Origin of the sequence: Mycobacterium sp. SM1 (assembly GCF_018361265.1) — a bacterium.
Lineage (GTDB): Bacteria > Actinomycetota > Actinomycetes > Mycobacteriales > Mycobacteriaceae > Mycobacterium.
Window position 1 is genome coordinate 128,301 of the sequence record NZ_JAFLNH010000003.1, and the last position, 15,185, is coordinate 143,485.

Annotated in this window: 11 protein-coding genes; 10 read left to right on the plus strand and 1 reads right to left on the minus strand. The window is 67.7% G+C overall.

The genetic code is table 11. The annotated features are described in order from the left end of the window. The first annotated feature begins 99 nt into the window (after positions 1-99). Genes secD through MSM1_RS13860 form a run of 5 tightly spaced genes read left to right on the plus strand, consistent with a single transcriptional unit; the run spans position 100 to position 7,718 of the window. Complete coding sequence (gene secD / locus MSM1_RS13840; protein WP_213443228.1) at positions 100-1,824, plus strand: protein translocase subunit SecD; 1,725 nt, start codon at positions 100-102, stop codon at positions 1,822-1,824. Between the two features lie 4 nt (positions 1,825-1,828). Further along, positions 1,829-3,130, plus strand: a complete 1,302-nt coding sequence (gene secF, locus MSM1_RS13845) for a protein translocase subunit SecF (RefSeq protein WP_213443230.1) — start codon at positions 1,829-1,831, stop codon at positions 3,128-3,130. A 4-nt stretch (positions 3,131-3,134) separates the two neighbouring features. Continuing rightward, positions 3,135-4,793, plus strand: coding sequence for an ABC transporter substrate-binding protein (locus tag MSM1_RS13850; RefSeq protein WP_213443231.1), 1,659 nt, complete (start codon positions 3,135-3,137; stop codon positions 4,791-4,793). Beyond that, on the plus strand, positions 4,790-5,323 hold the full coding sequence (locus tag MSM1_RS13855; RefSeq protein ID WP_213443232.1) for an adenine phosphoribosyltransferase: 534 nt from the start codon (positions 4,790-4,792) through the stop codon (positions 5,321-5,323). The genes MSM1_RS13850 and MSM1_RS13855 overlap by 4 nt, the downstream gene beginning before the upstream one ends. Before the next feature lie 31 nt (positions 5,324-5,354). Next, positions 5,355-7,718, plus strand: coding sequence for a bifunctional (p)ppGpp synthetase/guanosine-3',5'-bis(diphosphate) 3'-pyrophosphohydrolase (locus MSM1_RS13860; protein WP_213444425.1), 2,364 nt, complete (start codon positions 5,355-5,357; stop codon positions 7,716-7,718). A 72-nt stretch (positions 7,719-7,790) separates the two neighbouring features. On the opposite strand, the gene MSM1_RS13865 is transcribed toward MSM1_RS13860, so the two are convergent. Beyond that, a complete protein-coding gene (locus MSM1_RS13865; RefSeq protein WP_213443233.1) occupies positions 7,791-8,669 on the minus strand; it encodes a peptidylprolyl isomerase in 879 nt (292 codons plus the stop codon). A 118-nt stretch (positions 8,670-8,787) separates the two neighbouring features. Between MSM1_RS13865 and MSM1_RS13870 the strand changes: the two genes are divergently transcribed. The 5 genes from MSM1_RS13870 (at position 8,788) to MSM1_RS13890 (ending at position 15,147) form a co-directional block, all read left to right on the plus strand. Further along, positions 8,788-9,456, plus strand: coding sequence for an MBL fold metallo-hydrolase (locus MSM1_RS13870; RefSeq protein ID WP_213444427.1), 669 nt, complete (start codon positions 8,788-8,790; stop codon positions 9,454-9,456). Then, entirely contained in the window at positions 9,453-10,766 is a 1,314-nt protein-coding gene (gene hisS / locus MSM1_RS13875) for a histidine--tRNA ligase (RefSeq protein WP_213443236.1), read from the plus strand. The genes MSM1_RS13870 and hisS overlap by 4 nt, the downstream gene beginning before the upstream one ends. A 31-nt stretch (positions 10,767-10,797) precedes the next feature. Further along, positions 10,798-11,808 (plus strand): Rv2578c family radical SAM protein, encoded by a 1,011-nt coding sequence (locus MSM1_RS13880; protein ID WP_213443237.1) that lies wholly within the window; start codon positions 10,798-10,800, stop codon positions 11,806-11,808. A 340-nt stretch (positions 11,809-12,148) separates the two neighbouring features. Continuing rightward, positions 12,149-13,480, plus strand: coding sequence for a magnesium transporter MgtE N-terminal domain-containing protein (locus tag MSM1_RS13885; protein WP_236056520.1), 1,332 nt, complete (start codon positions 12,149-12,151; stop codon positions 13,478-13,480). Between the two features lie 2 nt (positions 13,481-13,482). Then, the gene (locus tag MSM1_RS13890; protein WP_213443240.1) at positions 13,483-15,147 is read left to right on the plus strand and encodes an NRAMP family divalent metal transporter; all 1,665 of its coding nucleotides are present in this window, start codon (positions 13,483-13,485) and stop codon (positions 15,145-15,147) included. The last annotated feature ends 38 nt before the right edge of the window (positions 15,148-15,185 follow it).

The following is a 15,185-nucleotide window of genomic DNA, read 5'->3' on the forward strand; positions in this document are numbered from 1 at the left end:
GTAATCTTTGCGGGTGCAGTGGTGGCCGAGCCGGGAGCACGCGGGACGGTACCCGAACCGCGCCGGCGGAGCACGCATGAGGGAGGAGACTAAAACACCGTGGCATCGCCTTCGGCCGTGCACCCCACCCGCTATCTGTCGGTGTTCGCGGTCCTGCTGATCGGCGTCTACTTGCTGGTGTTCTTGACCGGTGACAAGCGGGCTGAGCCCAAGCTCGGCATCGACCTACAAGGCGGTACCCGCGTCACGTTGACCGCGCGCACACCCGACGGCTCACCGCCGACGCGTGAGGCGCTGGCGCAGGCGCAGCAGATCATCAGCGCCCGGGTCAACGGACTGGGTGTTTCCGGCTCAGAGGTCGTCATCGACGGTGACAACCTGGTCATCACGGTGCCCGGGAACAACGGCAACGAAGCGCGCAACCTGGGACAGACCGCGCGGCTTTACATCCGCCCGGTGATCAACGCGATACCGGCGCAGTCCGCTGCGAAAGCTGAACAGCCGCCGCCTCCCCCGCAGCAGCCGGCCAAGCCCGGACCGGATGCCCACCCGCCGGCCGCGCCCCCGGCGTCCCCCGCACCCCCGGCCCAGCCGCGGCCTTATCCGCTGGAGCCGACGCCCAGCCCAGCTCCGACACCACCGGGAGCCGGCGCGCCGGCGCCCGCGGCGCCGCCCGTCGCGCCGGGACCGCCGGATCCGCGCAAGGATCTCGCCGAGCGCATCGCCGAGGAGAAGAAGTGGCGGCAGAGCACCAACCCGACCATTCAGTTCCTGGCCCTGCAATTCGAAGCGACTCGCTGCGGCAGGGACGACATTCTGGCCGGCAACGATGACCCCAAGCTGCCTTTGGTGACCTGTTCCACCGACCACAAGACCGCCTACCTGCTGGCGCCGTCGATCATCAGCGGTGACCAGATCCAAAACGCGACTTCCGGTTTCGACCAGCACAGCGGAGCCTACGTCGTCGACCTGCAGTTCAAGAGCGCAGCGGCCAACACGTGGGCCGATTTCACCGCCTCGCATGTGGGCACCCAAACCGCGTTCACCCTGGACTCGCAGGTGGTCAGCGCCCCGGTGATCCGGGAAGCGATCCCCGGTGGCCGGACCCAGATCACCGGGGATTTCACCGCCAGCACGGCACGCCAGCTGGCCAACGTCTTGAAGTATGGGTCGTTGCCGCTGTCGTTCGAGGCATCACAAGCTGAAACGGTTTCAGCGACATTGGGTTTGACGTCGCTTCGGGCAGGGCTGATCGCCGGTGCAATCGGGCTGGTCCTGGTGCTGGTTTACTCGCTGCTGTACTACCGGGTGCTGGGTTTGCTTGCCACATTGTCATTAACGGCTTCCGGAGCAATGGTTTTCGCGATCCTGGTGCTCCTGGGCCGCTACATCGACTACACCCTGGACCTGGCGGGCATCGCCGGCCTGATCATCGGTATCGGTACCACTGCCGACTCATTTGTGGTGTTCTTCGAGCGCATCAAAGACGAGATCCGGGAAGGGCGTTCGTTTCGCTCGGCGGTTCCGCGAGGTTGGGTGCGGGCCCGTAAGACGATTATGTCCGGTAACGCCGTCACGTTCCTGGCCGCCGCGGTGTTGTACTTCCTGGCGATCGGCCAGGTGAAGGGATTCGCATTTACCTTGGGTCTCACCACGATGCTCGACACCGTCGTGGTGTTCTTGGTGACCTGGCCGCTGCTGTACCTGGCTTCCAAGTCCGTGACGCTGGCCAAGCCCGCATACAACGGGCTGGGAGCGGTGCAGCAAATCGCACGCGAACGTAGGGCCGTCGCTCATGCGAGGGCCCAGGCGGGACGGGAATAACGAGATGGCTTCCAAAGCGAATACCGAGGACGGGGTGGGCGCCGGTGCGGTCGAAATCACCGATGCCAGCGGGGTTGACACCTCCGGCGCCGTGATCGGGGCGGCGCGGCATAACTTCTTCACCCGGCTCTATACCGGCACCGGCGCGTTCGAGGTGGTGGGACGCCGCCGGCTGTGGTTCGGGGTCAGCGGAATGATCGTGGCGATCGCGATCGCCAGCATCGTGCTTCGCGGGTTCACCTTCGGCATCGATTTCAAGGGCGGCACCACGGTGTCGTTCCCGCGCGGCAGCGGGGATCGGCAAGTGCAGGTGGCCCAGGTCGAAGACGTCTTTCGGCACACGCTGGGCAAAGACCCGGAGGCAGTGGTCATCGTGGGCAGCGGCGCCTCGGCGAGCGTGCACATCCGCTCCGAAACGCTGTCCAATGACCAGACCGCGAAACTGCGCAACGCCTTGTTCGACGCGTTTCATCCCAACGGCGCCGACGGGCAGCCCAGCAAACAAGCCATCAGCGACTCCGCGGTGTCGTCGACGTGGGGCGGTCAGATCACCAAGAAGGCGCTGATCGCGCTGGTGGTGTTTCTGGTGCTGGTCGCGCTCTACATCACCGTGCGCTACGAGCGCTACATGGCGGTCGCCGCGCTGACCACGATGTGCTTCGACCTGACCGTCACCGCCGGGGTGTATGCGCTGGTGGGCTTCGAGGTCACCCCGGCCACCGTCATCGGTCTGCTGACGATCCTGGGTTTCTCCCTGTACGACACCGTCATCGTGTTCGACAAGATCGAGGAGAACACCCACGGCTTCCAGCACACCACCCGGCGGACCTTCGCCGAGCAGGCCAACCTCGCCATCAACCAGACGTTCATGCGCTCGATCAACACCAGCCTGATCTCGGTGCTGCCGGTGATGGCCCTGCTGGTGGTGGCGGTGTGGCTGCTGGGTATCGGCACACTAAAGGATTTGGCGCTGGTCCAGCTGGTCGGCATCCTGGTGGGCACCTACTCGTCGATCTTCGTCGCCACCCCGCTGCTGGTCACCCTGCGGGAGCGCACCGAGCTGGTGCGTACCCACACCCGCCGGGTGCTGCGCCGGCGTCACTCGACCGTCCCGGCGGGATCGCCCGCTGATGACGCCGCGGATCCGGCGCAGGAGGAGAGCGCCGACACGTTATCCCTGGACGAGACGGCGGCGCCGACTCCGCGGACGCCCGGCACCAAACCGGCTCCGGGCGCACGGCCGGCGCGCCCAGCCGGCGGCCGCCGGGGACGTCCGGCAGGTAAACGGCACGCCGGGCGGCGTTAGCCAGATGGCGAGGTGGCGCGCGGCCGTCGCAGGGCTGGCGGTGACGGTGGTGGCCGCCGGCACGGGAACGCTTTCGGGGTGTTCGGGTACTGCCGCCGCCGAGATCACCTATGTGGTCGATGGGGCGCTCACCACGTACAACACCAATACCGTTGACGGCGCGGCATCGGGAGGGGCGCAGGCGTTCGCCCGCACGCTGACCGGTTTCGGCTACCACGGGCCCGACGGGCAGGTTGTCTCCGACCATGACTTCGGGACGATCTCGGTGGTCGGTGGCGAGCCCCTGGTGCTCGATTACCAAATCGCCGCCAACGCCGTCTATTCCGACGGAAAGCCAATCACCTGTGATGACTTGGTGCTGGCCTGGGCGGCCCAGTCCGGGCAGTACCCGAGCTTCGCCGCCGCCAGCCAGGCCGGCTACGTCGACATCGCCCGCGTCGACTGCGTGCCGGGGCAGAAGAAAGCCCGGGTGTCGTTCGCCCCGGACCGCAGCATCGTCGACTACCACCAGCTGTTCACCGCGACCTCGATGATGCCGTCGCACGTTATCGCCGACGAGTTGGGTGTCGACGTGACCGCCGCGCTGCTCGCCCACAACACGCCCGTGATTGACCGCATCGCCCGGCTGTGGAATACCCTCTGGGACCTCAAGCCGGGTCTGCAACCCGACGCCGTCAGGAAACGCTTCCCGTCGTCGGGACCCTACCGGCTCGACCGGGTGCTCGACGGCGGCGCGGTGGCACTGGTCGCAAATGAGCGCTGGTGGGGCAGCAAACCGGCCACCAAACGGGTCACGGTGCGATCAGCCGGAGCCGACATCCAAGACCGGCTTAACAAGCGCGGCGTTGATGTCCTCGACGTCGCGGCCGGGTCGTTGGGCGCGCTGATCACCCCGGACGGCTACCAGCGCGCCGACTCGCCGTCGGATGGGATCGAGCAACTGATCTTTGCGCCGCAAGGACCGCTGGCGCAGATTTCCGCGCGGCGGGCGCTGGCCCTGTGCACGCCGCGCGATGTCATCGCGCGCGACGCCGCCGTGCCGATCGCCAACGCACGGCTCAACCCGACCCTCGACGACGCCGTCGGCGAGGGCGACAGCGCCCCGCCGGCCGGGCAGTTCGACAAGCCCGATCCGGTGGCCGCCCGGGCCGCGGTCGGGAACTCGCCGCTGGCGGTGCGCATCGGCTACCGGGCCCCCAACGCGCGGCTGGCCACCACCGCCGGAATGATCGCCAAGGCGTGCGCGCCGGCCGGACTCACCGTCTCCGACGTTGCCTCGGACTCCACCGGGCCGCAGTCGCTGAGGGACGGACGCGTCGACGTGCTGCTGGCCAGCACGGGCGGAGCCACCGGCAGCGGCTCGACCGGATCGTCCGCGATGGACGCCTATGACCTGCACACCGGCAATGGCAACAACCTCTCCGGGTACAGCAACGGGCAGATCGACCGCATCATCGGTGCCCTGACGGTGTCCGCCGACGCCGGCGAGCGGGCGCGGTTGCTGGCTGAAAGCGCCCCGATCCTCTGGGCCGACATGCCCACGCTGCCGCTGTACCGCCAGCAGCGGACCCTGCTGATGCCGAAGAAAATGTATGCCGTGAGCGCCAATCCGACCCGCTGGGGCGCCGGCTGGAACATGGACCGCTGGGTGCTGGTGCGGTGAGCCCGGGTGAGTCTATCGGCGAAATCATCGCATCGCTGACCCGCGAGGTGGCCGACTTTCCGACCGCGGGCACCCAGTTCATGGATCTCACCCCGCTCTTCGCCGACCGCCGCGGGTTGGCGGCGGTGACCGACGCCCTGGCCGCCGTCGCATCCGGCGCCGACCTGATCGCGGGCCTAGATGCCCGCGGATTCCTGGTGGCAGCGGCCGTCGCCACCCGGCTGGGCACCGGCGTGCTGGCCATTCGCAAGGGCGGCAAGCTGCCGCCGCCGGTGCGCACCGAGACCTACACCCTGGAATACGCCACCGCCACCCTGGAAATCCCCGCCGATGGCATCGCGCTGGCGGGCCGCAGGGTGGTCGTCGTCGACGACGTGCTGGCCACCGGCGGCACCATTGCAGCGGCGTGTCGGCTGCTCGGGCACAGCGGCGCCCGGGTGACCGCGGCTGCGGTGGTGTTGGAGCTGACGGCACTGGGGGGCCGGGGCACGGTGGCTCCGGTGCCGGTCTACAGCTTGCGGCGTGTCTGAGCGATATCCTGGAGCAGCGGAGGTGAGCAAGGTGGCGGACGACCCGGGTGCGGTGCAAGCCCTGCCACCGGCCGTCCCGGCGCCGCCGGTTGCCGACGCCTTGCCGGCCGAGGAGCGGGTGGGGCTGCGGATCGGCACCAGCGCGTCGCGCCGGGTGCGGGCGCGGTTGGCGCGGCGGATGACCGCCCAGCGCGGCACCATCAACCCGGTGCTGGAGCCCCTGATCGCGGTGCACCGGCAGATCTACCCCAAAGCCGACCTGGCGCTGCTGCAACGGGCCTACGAGGTCGCCGAGCAGCGCCACGCCAGCCAATTGCGGCGGTCCGGGGATCCCTATATCACCCACCCGCTGGCCGTCGCCAACATCCTGGCCGAGCTGGGCATGGACACCACCACCCTGGTGGCCGCACTGCTGCACGACACCGTCGAGGACACCGGCTACAGCCTTGCGCAGCTATGCGCGGACTTCGGTGAGGAGGTCGGCCATCTGGTCGACGGAGTGACCAAGCTGGATCGGGTGGTTCTGGGCAGCGCCGCCGAGGGCGAGACCATCCGCAAGATGATCACCGCGATGGCCCGCGATCCGCGGGTGTTGGTGATCAAGGTGGCCGACCGGCTGCACAACATGCGCACCATGCGTTTCCTGCCGCCGGAGAAGCAGGTTCGCAAGGCGCGTGAAACGCTGGAAGTCATTGCCCCGCTTGCGCATCGGCTGGGCATGGCTAGCGTCAAGTGGGAGCTGGAAGACCTGGCGTTCGCCATCCTGCACCCCAAGAAGTACGAGGAGATCGTGCGGCTGGTGGCTGACCGGGCGCCGTCGCGGGATATCTACCTGGCCAAGGTCCGAGCCGAGATCATCAACACGCTGAGCGCCTCGAAGATCAAAGCGACGGTGGAAGGCCGCCCCAAGCACTACTGGTCGATCTACCAGAAGATGATCGTCAAAGGCCGTGATTTCGACGACATCCACGACCTGGTCGGCATTCGCATCCTCTGCGAGGAGATTCGCGACTGTTATGCGGCTGTGGGCGTGGTGCATTCGCTGTGGCAGCCGATGGCGGGCCGGTTCAAAGACTACATCGCCCAGCCACGATACGGCGTATACCAGTCGCTGCACACCACGGTCATTGGGCCCGAGGGCAAGCCACTGGAAGTGCAGATCCGCACCCACGACATGCACCGCACCGCCGAGTACGGTATCGCTGCGCACTGGCACTACAAAGAAGCAAAGGGCCGCAATGGGATTCCGCATCCTCATGCAGCAGCCGAGATCGACGACATGGCGTGGATGCGTCAACTGCTCGACTGGCAGCGAGAGGCCGCAGACCCCGGCGAATTCCTGGAGGCTCTGCGCTACGACCTTGCGGTGCAAGAGATTTTCGTGTTCACCCCGAAGGGCGACGTGATCACGCTGCCCGCGGGGTCGACACCGGTGGACTTCGCATATGCGATCCACACCGAGGTCGGGCACCGCTGCATCGGGGCCCGCGTCAACGGGCGGCTGGTGGCGCTCGAACGCAAACTGGAAAACGGGGAAGTCGTCGAAATTTTCACGTCGAAAGCCCCTAACGCCGGGCCGTCGCGCGACTGGCAGCAGTTCGTGGTCTCACCGCGCGCCAAGGCCAAGATCCGGCAGTGGTTCGCCAGGGAGCGCCGCGAGGAGGCACTGGAGTCCGGTAAAGAGGCGATGGCCCGCGAAGTGCGTCGCGGCGGACTTCCGTTGCAGCGCTTAGTGAACGGCGAGTCTATGGCCGCGGTAGCGCGCGAGCTGCACTACAGCGACGTATCCGCGCTCTACACCGCGATCGGCGAAGGACACGTGTCGGCCAAACATGTGGTGCAGCGGCTGGTCGCGCAGCTGGGCGGTATCGACCAGGCCGAGGAGGAACTCGCCGAACGGTCTACGCCGGCGACGATGCCGCGGCGGGCGCGCCGCACCGACGACACCGGCGTCGCAGTTCCCGGCGCCCCGGGGGTGCTGACCAAGCTGGCCAAATGCTGCACGCCAGTTCCCGGAGACCAGATCATGGGGTTTGTCACCCGGGGCGGCGGGGTCAGCGTGCACCGCACCGACTGCACCAACGCCGCCGCGCTGCAGCGGCAGAGCGAGCGGATCATCGAGGTGCGCTGGGCTCCGTCACCGTCGTCGGTGTTCCTGGTGGCGATTCAGGTGGAGGCGCTGGACCGCCACCGGTTGCTGTCGGATGTGACCCGCGCCCTGGCCGATGAGAAGGTCAACATCTTATCGGCGACGGTCACCACGTCCAACGACCGGGTGGCGATCAGCCGGTTCACCTTCGAGATGGGCGATCCCAAGCACCTTGGGCATCTGCTGGACGTCGTCCGCAACGTCGAGGGCGTCTACGACGTCTACCGAGTGACGTCGGCGGCCTGACTCATCCGCGAGGAGACGCAAAAGCCCCCTGACGTGCGGCGTGTCGGGGGCTTTTGTGAGTGCTGGCGCAACCTAGTCCAGCCGCACCGACTTGATCGTGACCTCGGTGGCGGGCGGGCCGTCCTCGCCACCGCCGGCGACGCCGGCTTTGGCGATGGTGTCCAGGGTGGCCAACCCGTCCTGCTGGATGGTCCCGAACACCGTGTACTCGGGGGGTAGCGCGGAATCCTTGTACACCATGAAGAACTGGCTGCCGTTGGTGTTGGGCCCGGAGTTGGCCATGGCCAGCGTGCCGCGCGGGTAGACGACCGGCCGGTGCAGCGCGGGGTCGCCGGGCGGGTACTGGTCGGTGGGGTATTCGTTGGCGAACTGATATCCGGGCCCGCCGGCGCCCTGGCCCGTCGGGTCGCCACACTGCAGCACGCCCAGCGTCGGGGACGTGGTCAGCCGGTGACACGTGGTGTCATCGAAGAACCCCTGCTGCGCCAGGCTGACGAAGCTGTTGACCGTGCACGGCGATTCGTTGTTGGCCAGCAGCAGGCCGACATTCCCCCGGTTGGTGACCATGCTGACGCTGACCGTGGCGGGATCGGTGGGCACCTTGCCCGAGCGGGGCGGTTTGACGGGCTTGGCGGCCGGGCTTCGCGACGGCGGATACTGACAGTTGGCGCCCAGGGTGACGGTCGGCTTAAACGTCGGCAACGGCGGCACGCCGGCCAGCGCCGGGTTGGCCGGCGCGCCGGCACCAGCCTTCGCCGCCGCCGTTTTGCGCGCGTGCTCGCGGTTGGCGATCACCGCGGTGGCCGCTGCGGCGCTCACCACGACCAGCGCCGCGATCGCGCCGCCGGCGATGAGGAACAGGCGGCGCCGACGGGCTTGCTGGGCACGGCGTTGCAGCTGCCGTTCGAGTTTGCGTTTCGCCGCCGCGCGTCGTTGCTCGTTGCTGGGCACCGCCGATGTCCCTCCGTGGTTGTGTGGTGGTTACGTGGTGAATCTGGACCGAGTGTGCCAGCCCGCGCTGAACGCGGGTGGTGCGGACCCGACGCACCTCGGGTGGGAAACTGAGAGGGTGCTGATCACCGGATTTCCCGCGGGGCTGCTGCAGTGCAACTGCTACGTGCTCGCCCGGCGGCAGGGAACGGACGCTGTCATCGTGGACCCGGGGCAGCGGGCCATGGGCCGGCTGCGACACATCCTGGACCAGCATCGGCTGACTCCGGCCGCGGTGCTGCTCACCCACGGGCATATCGATCACATCTGGTCGGCCCAGAAGGTGGCCGACACCTACGGCTGCCCTGCCTATATCCACCCCGAGGACCGGGTCATGCTGACCGATCCGATCAGCGGCGTGGGCCCGCGGCTGGCGCAGCTGCTGGCGGGCGCGTTCTTCCGCGAGCCCAAGCAGGTTGTCGAACTCGACCGCGACGGCGACAAACTCGAACTCGGGGGCGTGCCGGTCACCGTCGACCACACCCCGGGCCACACCCGCGGATCGGTGGTCTTTCGGGTCAGCCCCCCGGCGGCACCTGACGTGGTGTTTAGCGGCGACACGCTGTTCGAGGGCACCATCGGCCGCACCGATCTGCCCGGGGGCAGCGGGCGTGACCTGCTGACTTCGATCATCGGCAAGCTCCTGGTGCTCGATGACGACACCGTGGTGCTGCCCGGACACGGCCCGAAAACCACCATTGGCGCCGAACGCCGCGGCAACCCGTTCCTCGAAGGCCTGAGCTCGTGAGCGAGTTTGTGGCACCCAAGGGGGTGCCGGACTACGTTCCCCCGGACTCGGCGCAATTCGTCGCGGTGCGAGCCGGTCTGCTTGACGCGGCCCGCCGCGCCGGCTACCGCGACATCGAGCTGCCGGTCTTCGAGGACACCGCGCTGTTCGCCCGCGGCGTGGGCGAGTCCACCGACGTGGTGTCCAAGGAGATGTACACCTTCACCGACCGCGGTGACCGCTCGGTGACGCTGCGGCCGGAAGGCACCGCCGGGGTGGTGCGGGCGGTGATCGAACACGGCCTCGACCGCGGCGTGTTGCCGGTGAAACTGTGCTACGCGGGCCCGTTTTTCCGCTACGAGCGTCCCCAGGCCGGCCGCTACCGCCAGCTGCAGCAGGTCGGGGTGGAGGCCATCGGTGTCGACGACCCGGCGCTGGACGCCGAGGTGATCGCGGTTGCCGACGCCGGCTTCCGCTCCCTCGGGCTTGAGGGGTTCCGGCTGGAGATCACCTCCCTGGGTGATGAGACCTGCCGGCCTCAATATCGGGAGCTGTTGCAGGAGTACCTGTTTGCGCTCGATCTCGACGACGAGACCCGCAAGCGCGCCCAGATCAACCCGATGCGGGTGCTCGACGACAAACGCCCCGAGATCAAGGCGATGACGGCGGGCGCGCCGGTGATGCTCGATCACCTTTCCGACGTCGCCAAGCAGCACTTCGACACCGTGCTGGCCCACCTGGATGCCCTGGGGGTGGCATATGTGATCAACCCGCGCCTGGTGCGCGGACTGGACTACTACACCAAGACGGCCTTTGAGTTCGTCCATGACGGGCTGGGCGCCCAATCCGGCATCGGCGGCGGTGGGCGGTACGACGGCCTGATGCGCCAGCTCGGCGGGGCCGACCTGTCCGGCATCGGATTTGGGCTGGGGGTGGATCGCACCATGCTGGCGCTGCGGGCGGAGGGCAAAGCCGTGGGAGAAAGCACCCGGTGCGACGTGTTCGGTGTGCCGCTGGGAGAGCAGGCCAAACTACGGCTGGCGGTCCTGGCCCGGCGGCTGCGGGATGCCGGGGTGCGGGTCGACTTGGCTTACGGCGACCGGGGGCTCAAAGGCGCGATGCGCGCGGCCGATCGCTCCGGTGCGCGCCTGGCGCTGGTCGCCGGGGATCGCGATATCGAGGCCGGCACCATTGGGGTGAAGGACTTGTCGACGGGCGAGCAGGTTGACGTTGCGATGGATCTAGTTGTCAGCGAGGTGCTTTCGCGGCTGGAAACCACCCGCCCGGAGGGTGGCGCGCCGGCCGCAAAATCCCGTGCTTTCAACCCTTGACATGTGATCGCACGTCCGTTCGAATAAACGGGTGCGATGGGCGAGCCAAGGCATCGATGTCGACGACGGAGCGCTGCCCGGACTGCAGCGGGTGGGCCTCGTCCGCAGCGTGCGCACCCCGCAGTTCGACGGCATCACCTTCCACGAAGTGCTCTGCAAATCCGCGCTCAACAAGGTGCCCAACGCGGCGGCCTTGCCGTTCCGTTACACCGTGAATCCCTACCGCGGATGCTCGCATGCCTGCCGCTACTGCTTCGCGCGTCCCAGCCACGAGTACCTCGAATTCGACTGCGGTGTCGGCTTCGACACCCAGATCATCGTCAAGACCAACGTCGCGGAGGTCCTGCGCCGTGAGCTGCGCGCGCCGTCGTGGCAGCGCGACACCGTCGCGCTGGGCACCAACACCGACCCGTATCAGCGCGCCGAGGGCCGCTACGCGCTGATGCCGGGCATCATCAGCGCGCTGGCGCAGTCCGGCACGCCGCTATCCATTCTCACCAAGGGGACCTTGTTGCGCCGTGACCTGGAACTGATTTCTTCTGCCGCGCAACAGGTGTCGTTATCAATAGCGGTGTCGCTGGCCATAGCTGATCCCGAGTTGCACAAAGACATCGAACCCGGCACGCCGACACCGCAGGCCAGGCTGGAGCTCATCACGGCGGTCCGCGAGGCCGGTTTGAACTGCCACGTGATGGTCGCGCCGGTGCTGCCGCACCTGACCGACTCCGTCGAGCACCTCGATGGGCTGCTGAGCCAGATTGCGGTTGCCGGCGCCACCGGTGTGACCGTATTGGGGTTGCACCTACGTGGCTTCACCCGCGGCTGGTTCTTGTCCTGGCTGGCGCGCTCGCATCCCGAACTGGTCGGCGCCTATCGTGAGTTGTACCGTCGCGGGGCGTATCTGCCGCCGAGCTATCGCGCCGAGTTGCAGCAGCGGGTGGCGCCGCTGATCGCCAAGTACCGGCTGGCCGGTGATCAGCACCCCCGCTCGGCGGCCACCGCGGTGTTGGCGCCGGAACCGTTGCAGCCCACGCTGTTTTGACGCTCGCCGCCCCACGGCGTGCCAAGAGTGCGCCGGTGGTGTGACTGGGCCCGCAAGCTGGCTCGCCTTTCAACGCTGGAGCCCGGGAACTTTGGGTAGCGATTGCGCGACAACTATGAAGTGCGCGCACCTAACCGCCACGGGGGTTAATCGCGCGTCGCGTAAATCGGGGCAGGTCGCGGATGCGTCCTGCGCCGCAGGACGGTTGCTGCCGTCCGACGTGCTCGGCGAACTCGAACGGGGTCAGGAGTGACCCCGACGAAAGCATTGGAGGTGTCTGGCAACATGACCCGCATCTCGAAGGAGGGCGACTATGAGCGCCCGGCTGGCGATCGATTGCATGGGGCATCACGATTTGGGTGCCGGGGCGAAGGTGATGCATCTCTCGGAGGTGTTGCGGGCGCCGGTGGTGACGCCGTCGGGTGAGGCGGTGGGCCGGGTTGATGACGTTATTGTGCGGTTGCGGGGGGTGTCGGCCTATCCGCGGGTGAGCGGGATCGTGGCCGCGGTGGGTGATCGGCGGGTGTTTGTGGGGGGTAAATCGATTCAGTGCTACGAGCCGGAGCGGGTGCGGCTGGCGAAAAGCAAGGTCGATCTGCGCCAGTTCGAGCGCTGCCTCGGGGAGGTGTTGCTGCGTGCTGATGTGCTGGGGTATCGGCTCATTGATGTGGCTGCCGGGGAGTTGGTGCGCGCCTATGACGTGGAGTTGGAGGACACCCCGGATGGTTGGGTGCTCGCGCGGGTGGATACCCGCCGCCCGCCGCGGTTGTTTGGGTTGCTGAAAGCACCCGGTGGTCATGCGGCTCGGGACTGGAAGGCCTTTGAGCCGTTGATTGGGCATGGCCAGTCGATGGCCGTGCGGCGGGTGTTCGGGCGGGTGGGGGCGCTAAAGCCGGCGCAGATCGCCGACTTGCTGGAGGAGGCCGATAGGGCCGAAAGCGGGGAGATCCTCGAGCGGGTGCGCCATGACCCCGAGCTGGAGGCCGATGTGTTTGAGGAGCTTGACCCCGGCAAAGCCAGCCGGCTGCTGGATGACATGCCCGATGGGGAGGTGGCTGCCCTGCTGGGGCGGATGCGCGCCGATGACGCCGCGGACACGGTCGTGGATTTGCGCCAGTCTCGCCGGCGGCGGGTTTTGGAGCTGATGCCCGCCCCGCAGCGCGCCAAGGTGATCACGTTGCTGGGGTTTCATCCCGACAGTGCGGGCGGTTTGATGAGCCTTGATTTTGTGAGCTGCGGTAGCGCCGCGACCGCCGGTGAGGCGCTGGCCCTTATCGCCGGCGCGCATGCCCTGCAGCCGGAGGCGCTGCTGCAGATGCATGTGCTCAACGAGCGCGGGCAGCTGGCCGGCACGGTGCCGGTGATCGCGCTGCTGCAGGCCGATCCCGCCGATGGGGTTGCCCGGTTGATGGATTCCGATCCCATTCGGGTACGACCCGAGGCGGATCTAACCGATGTCGCGGTGCTGATGTCGGACTACAACTTGCACCTTATCCCGGTGGTCGACGAGCGGGACACGGTGCTGGGTGTGGTCACCATTGACGATGTTTTGGATTTCAGCGTTCCCGATGACTGGCGCCGGCGTGAGCCGGGTCCGCGCCCGACGCGGGACGCCGGGGGGCCTCTCGCCACCCGCGATCTAACAGCCCAGCACGGCCAAGGGGGTGAGTAGCGATGACCGTTCAGCAGCGCACTGATGTGGTGTCGGTGGGGGCGCGGCGGCGCAGCGCGGTGCTCGATAGCGCGCATCTTGGTGACATCGAGGGCGCGCTGGGCCGCATCAGCATCAGCGACACCGAGCGGCCGCGCACGCTCAAGACGCGGCTGGTGACCCTGCTGGCGATCATGGGTCCCGGGTTGATCGTGATGGTCGGCGACAACGACGCCGGCGGTGTGGCCACCTACGCGCAAGCCGGGCAGAACTACGGCTATTCGCTGCTGTGGGTGCTTCTGTTGTTGGTACCCGTGCTGATTGTCAACCAGGAGATGGTGGTGCGCCTGGGGGCGGTCACCGGGGTGGGTCACGCGCGGTTGATCAATGAGCGCTTCGGCCGGTTTTGGGGCTGGTTTTCCGTCGGTGACCTGTTTGTGCTGAACTTTTTGACGATTGTCACCGAATTCATCGGTGTGGTGTTGGCGACCGAGTACTTCGGGGTCTCCAAGTATGTGGCCGTCCCGCTGGCCGCGGTCGCGTTGATCGTCATCACGGCCACCGGCAGCTTCCGGCGCTGGGAACGCGCGATGTTCGTGTTCATCGCTATCTCGCTGCTGCAGGTCCCGATGGTGTTGATGGCGCACCCGCGCTGGGTGCACGCCGGGCACTCGTTGGTGGTTCCGGGGGTGTCGGGCGGATTCAACTCCACCGTGGTGTTGTTGATCATCGCGATCGTGGGCACCACGGTGGCCCCGTGGCAGCTGTTTTTTCAGCAGTCCAACGTCGTGGACAAGCGCATCACCCCGCGCTTCATCGGCTACGAGCGCGCCGACACCACCGTGGGAGCCGTCGTCGTCGTGATCGGCGCGGCCGCGTTGATGATGGTCGGCGGCTGGGTGGCGCGGGAGACCCACACGCGGGGTGATTTCGTCGACGCCGGCATGGTCGCGCGCCTGCTGGGTGAGCACGACCGGCTCCTAGGCTCGCTGTTTGCGATCGTGCTTTTGGATGCGGCCATCATCGGCGCCGCCGCGGTCACCCTGGCCACTAGCTACGCCTTCGGTGACGTGTTCGGGATCAAGCATTCGCTGCACCGGCGCTTTGCCGACGCCAAGCCGTTTTACCTGTCCTACACCGCGATGGTGGCGCTGGCCGCGGCGATCGTGCTCATCCCGGGCGCGCCGCTGGGGCTGATCACCACCGGGGTGCAGGCCCTTGCCGGGTTGCTGCTGCCTAGCGCCACGGTCTTTCTGCTGTTGCTATGCAACGACCGGGAAGTCCTGGGCCCCTGGGTGAACCGGCCGTGGCTCAACGTGGTGGCCGGACTCATCGTCGGCGTGCTGCTGCTGCTGTCGGCGATCCTGATGGCGACGACGCTGTTCCCCGACCTGGATGTCGCCGCCGTCACCGGCTACCTGGCCGTCGGGCTGGCGATCGCCGCCGCAAGCGCCGTCGCCCTCATGCGGTGGCTCAACCGTCGCCAGCCGAAACTGCCAGTGCCCGACCACATCTCACCGGCGATCAGCAGCGCCGACCGGTCCACGTGGCGGATGCCGCCGTTGAGCTTGCTGGAGCCGGTCACCTGGTCGACCGGCACCCGGCTGGGCATGCTGGCGTTGCGCGGCTACCTGGTTCTCGGCGCGATCATGCTGGTGGTCAAGGCCATCCAACTAGGGCACGGCTAGCCGCGGGGCGGCTGTGCGCACCCGGCAACCGACGCCGT

Bases quoted from the DNA above. Each gene is read 5' to 3' on its own strand.
- MSM1_RS13885 (WP_236056520.1), top strand. From the start codon at position 12,149: ATGGGGCATCACGATTTGGGTGCCGGGGCGAAGGTGATGCATCTCTCG.
- secF (WP_213443230.1), top strand. From the start codon at position 1,829: ATGGCTTCCAAAGCGAATACCGAGGACGGGGTGGGCGCCGGTGCGGTC.
- MSM1_RS13850 (WP_213443231.1), top strand. From the start codon at position 3,135: ATGGCGAGGTGGCGCGCGGCCGTCGCAGGGCTGGCGGTGACGGTGGTG.
- MSM1_RS13890 (WP_213443240.1), top strand. From the start codon at position 13,483: ATGACCGTTCAGCAGCGCACTGATGTGGTGTCGGTGGGGGCGCGGCGG.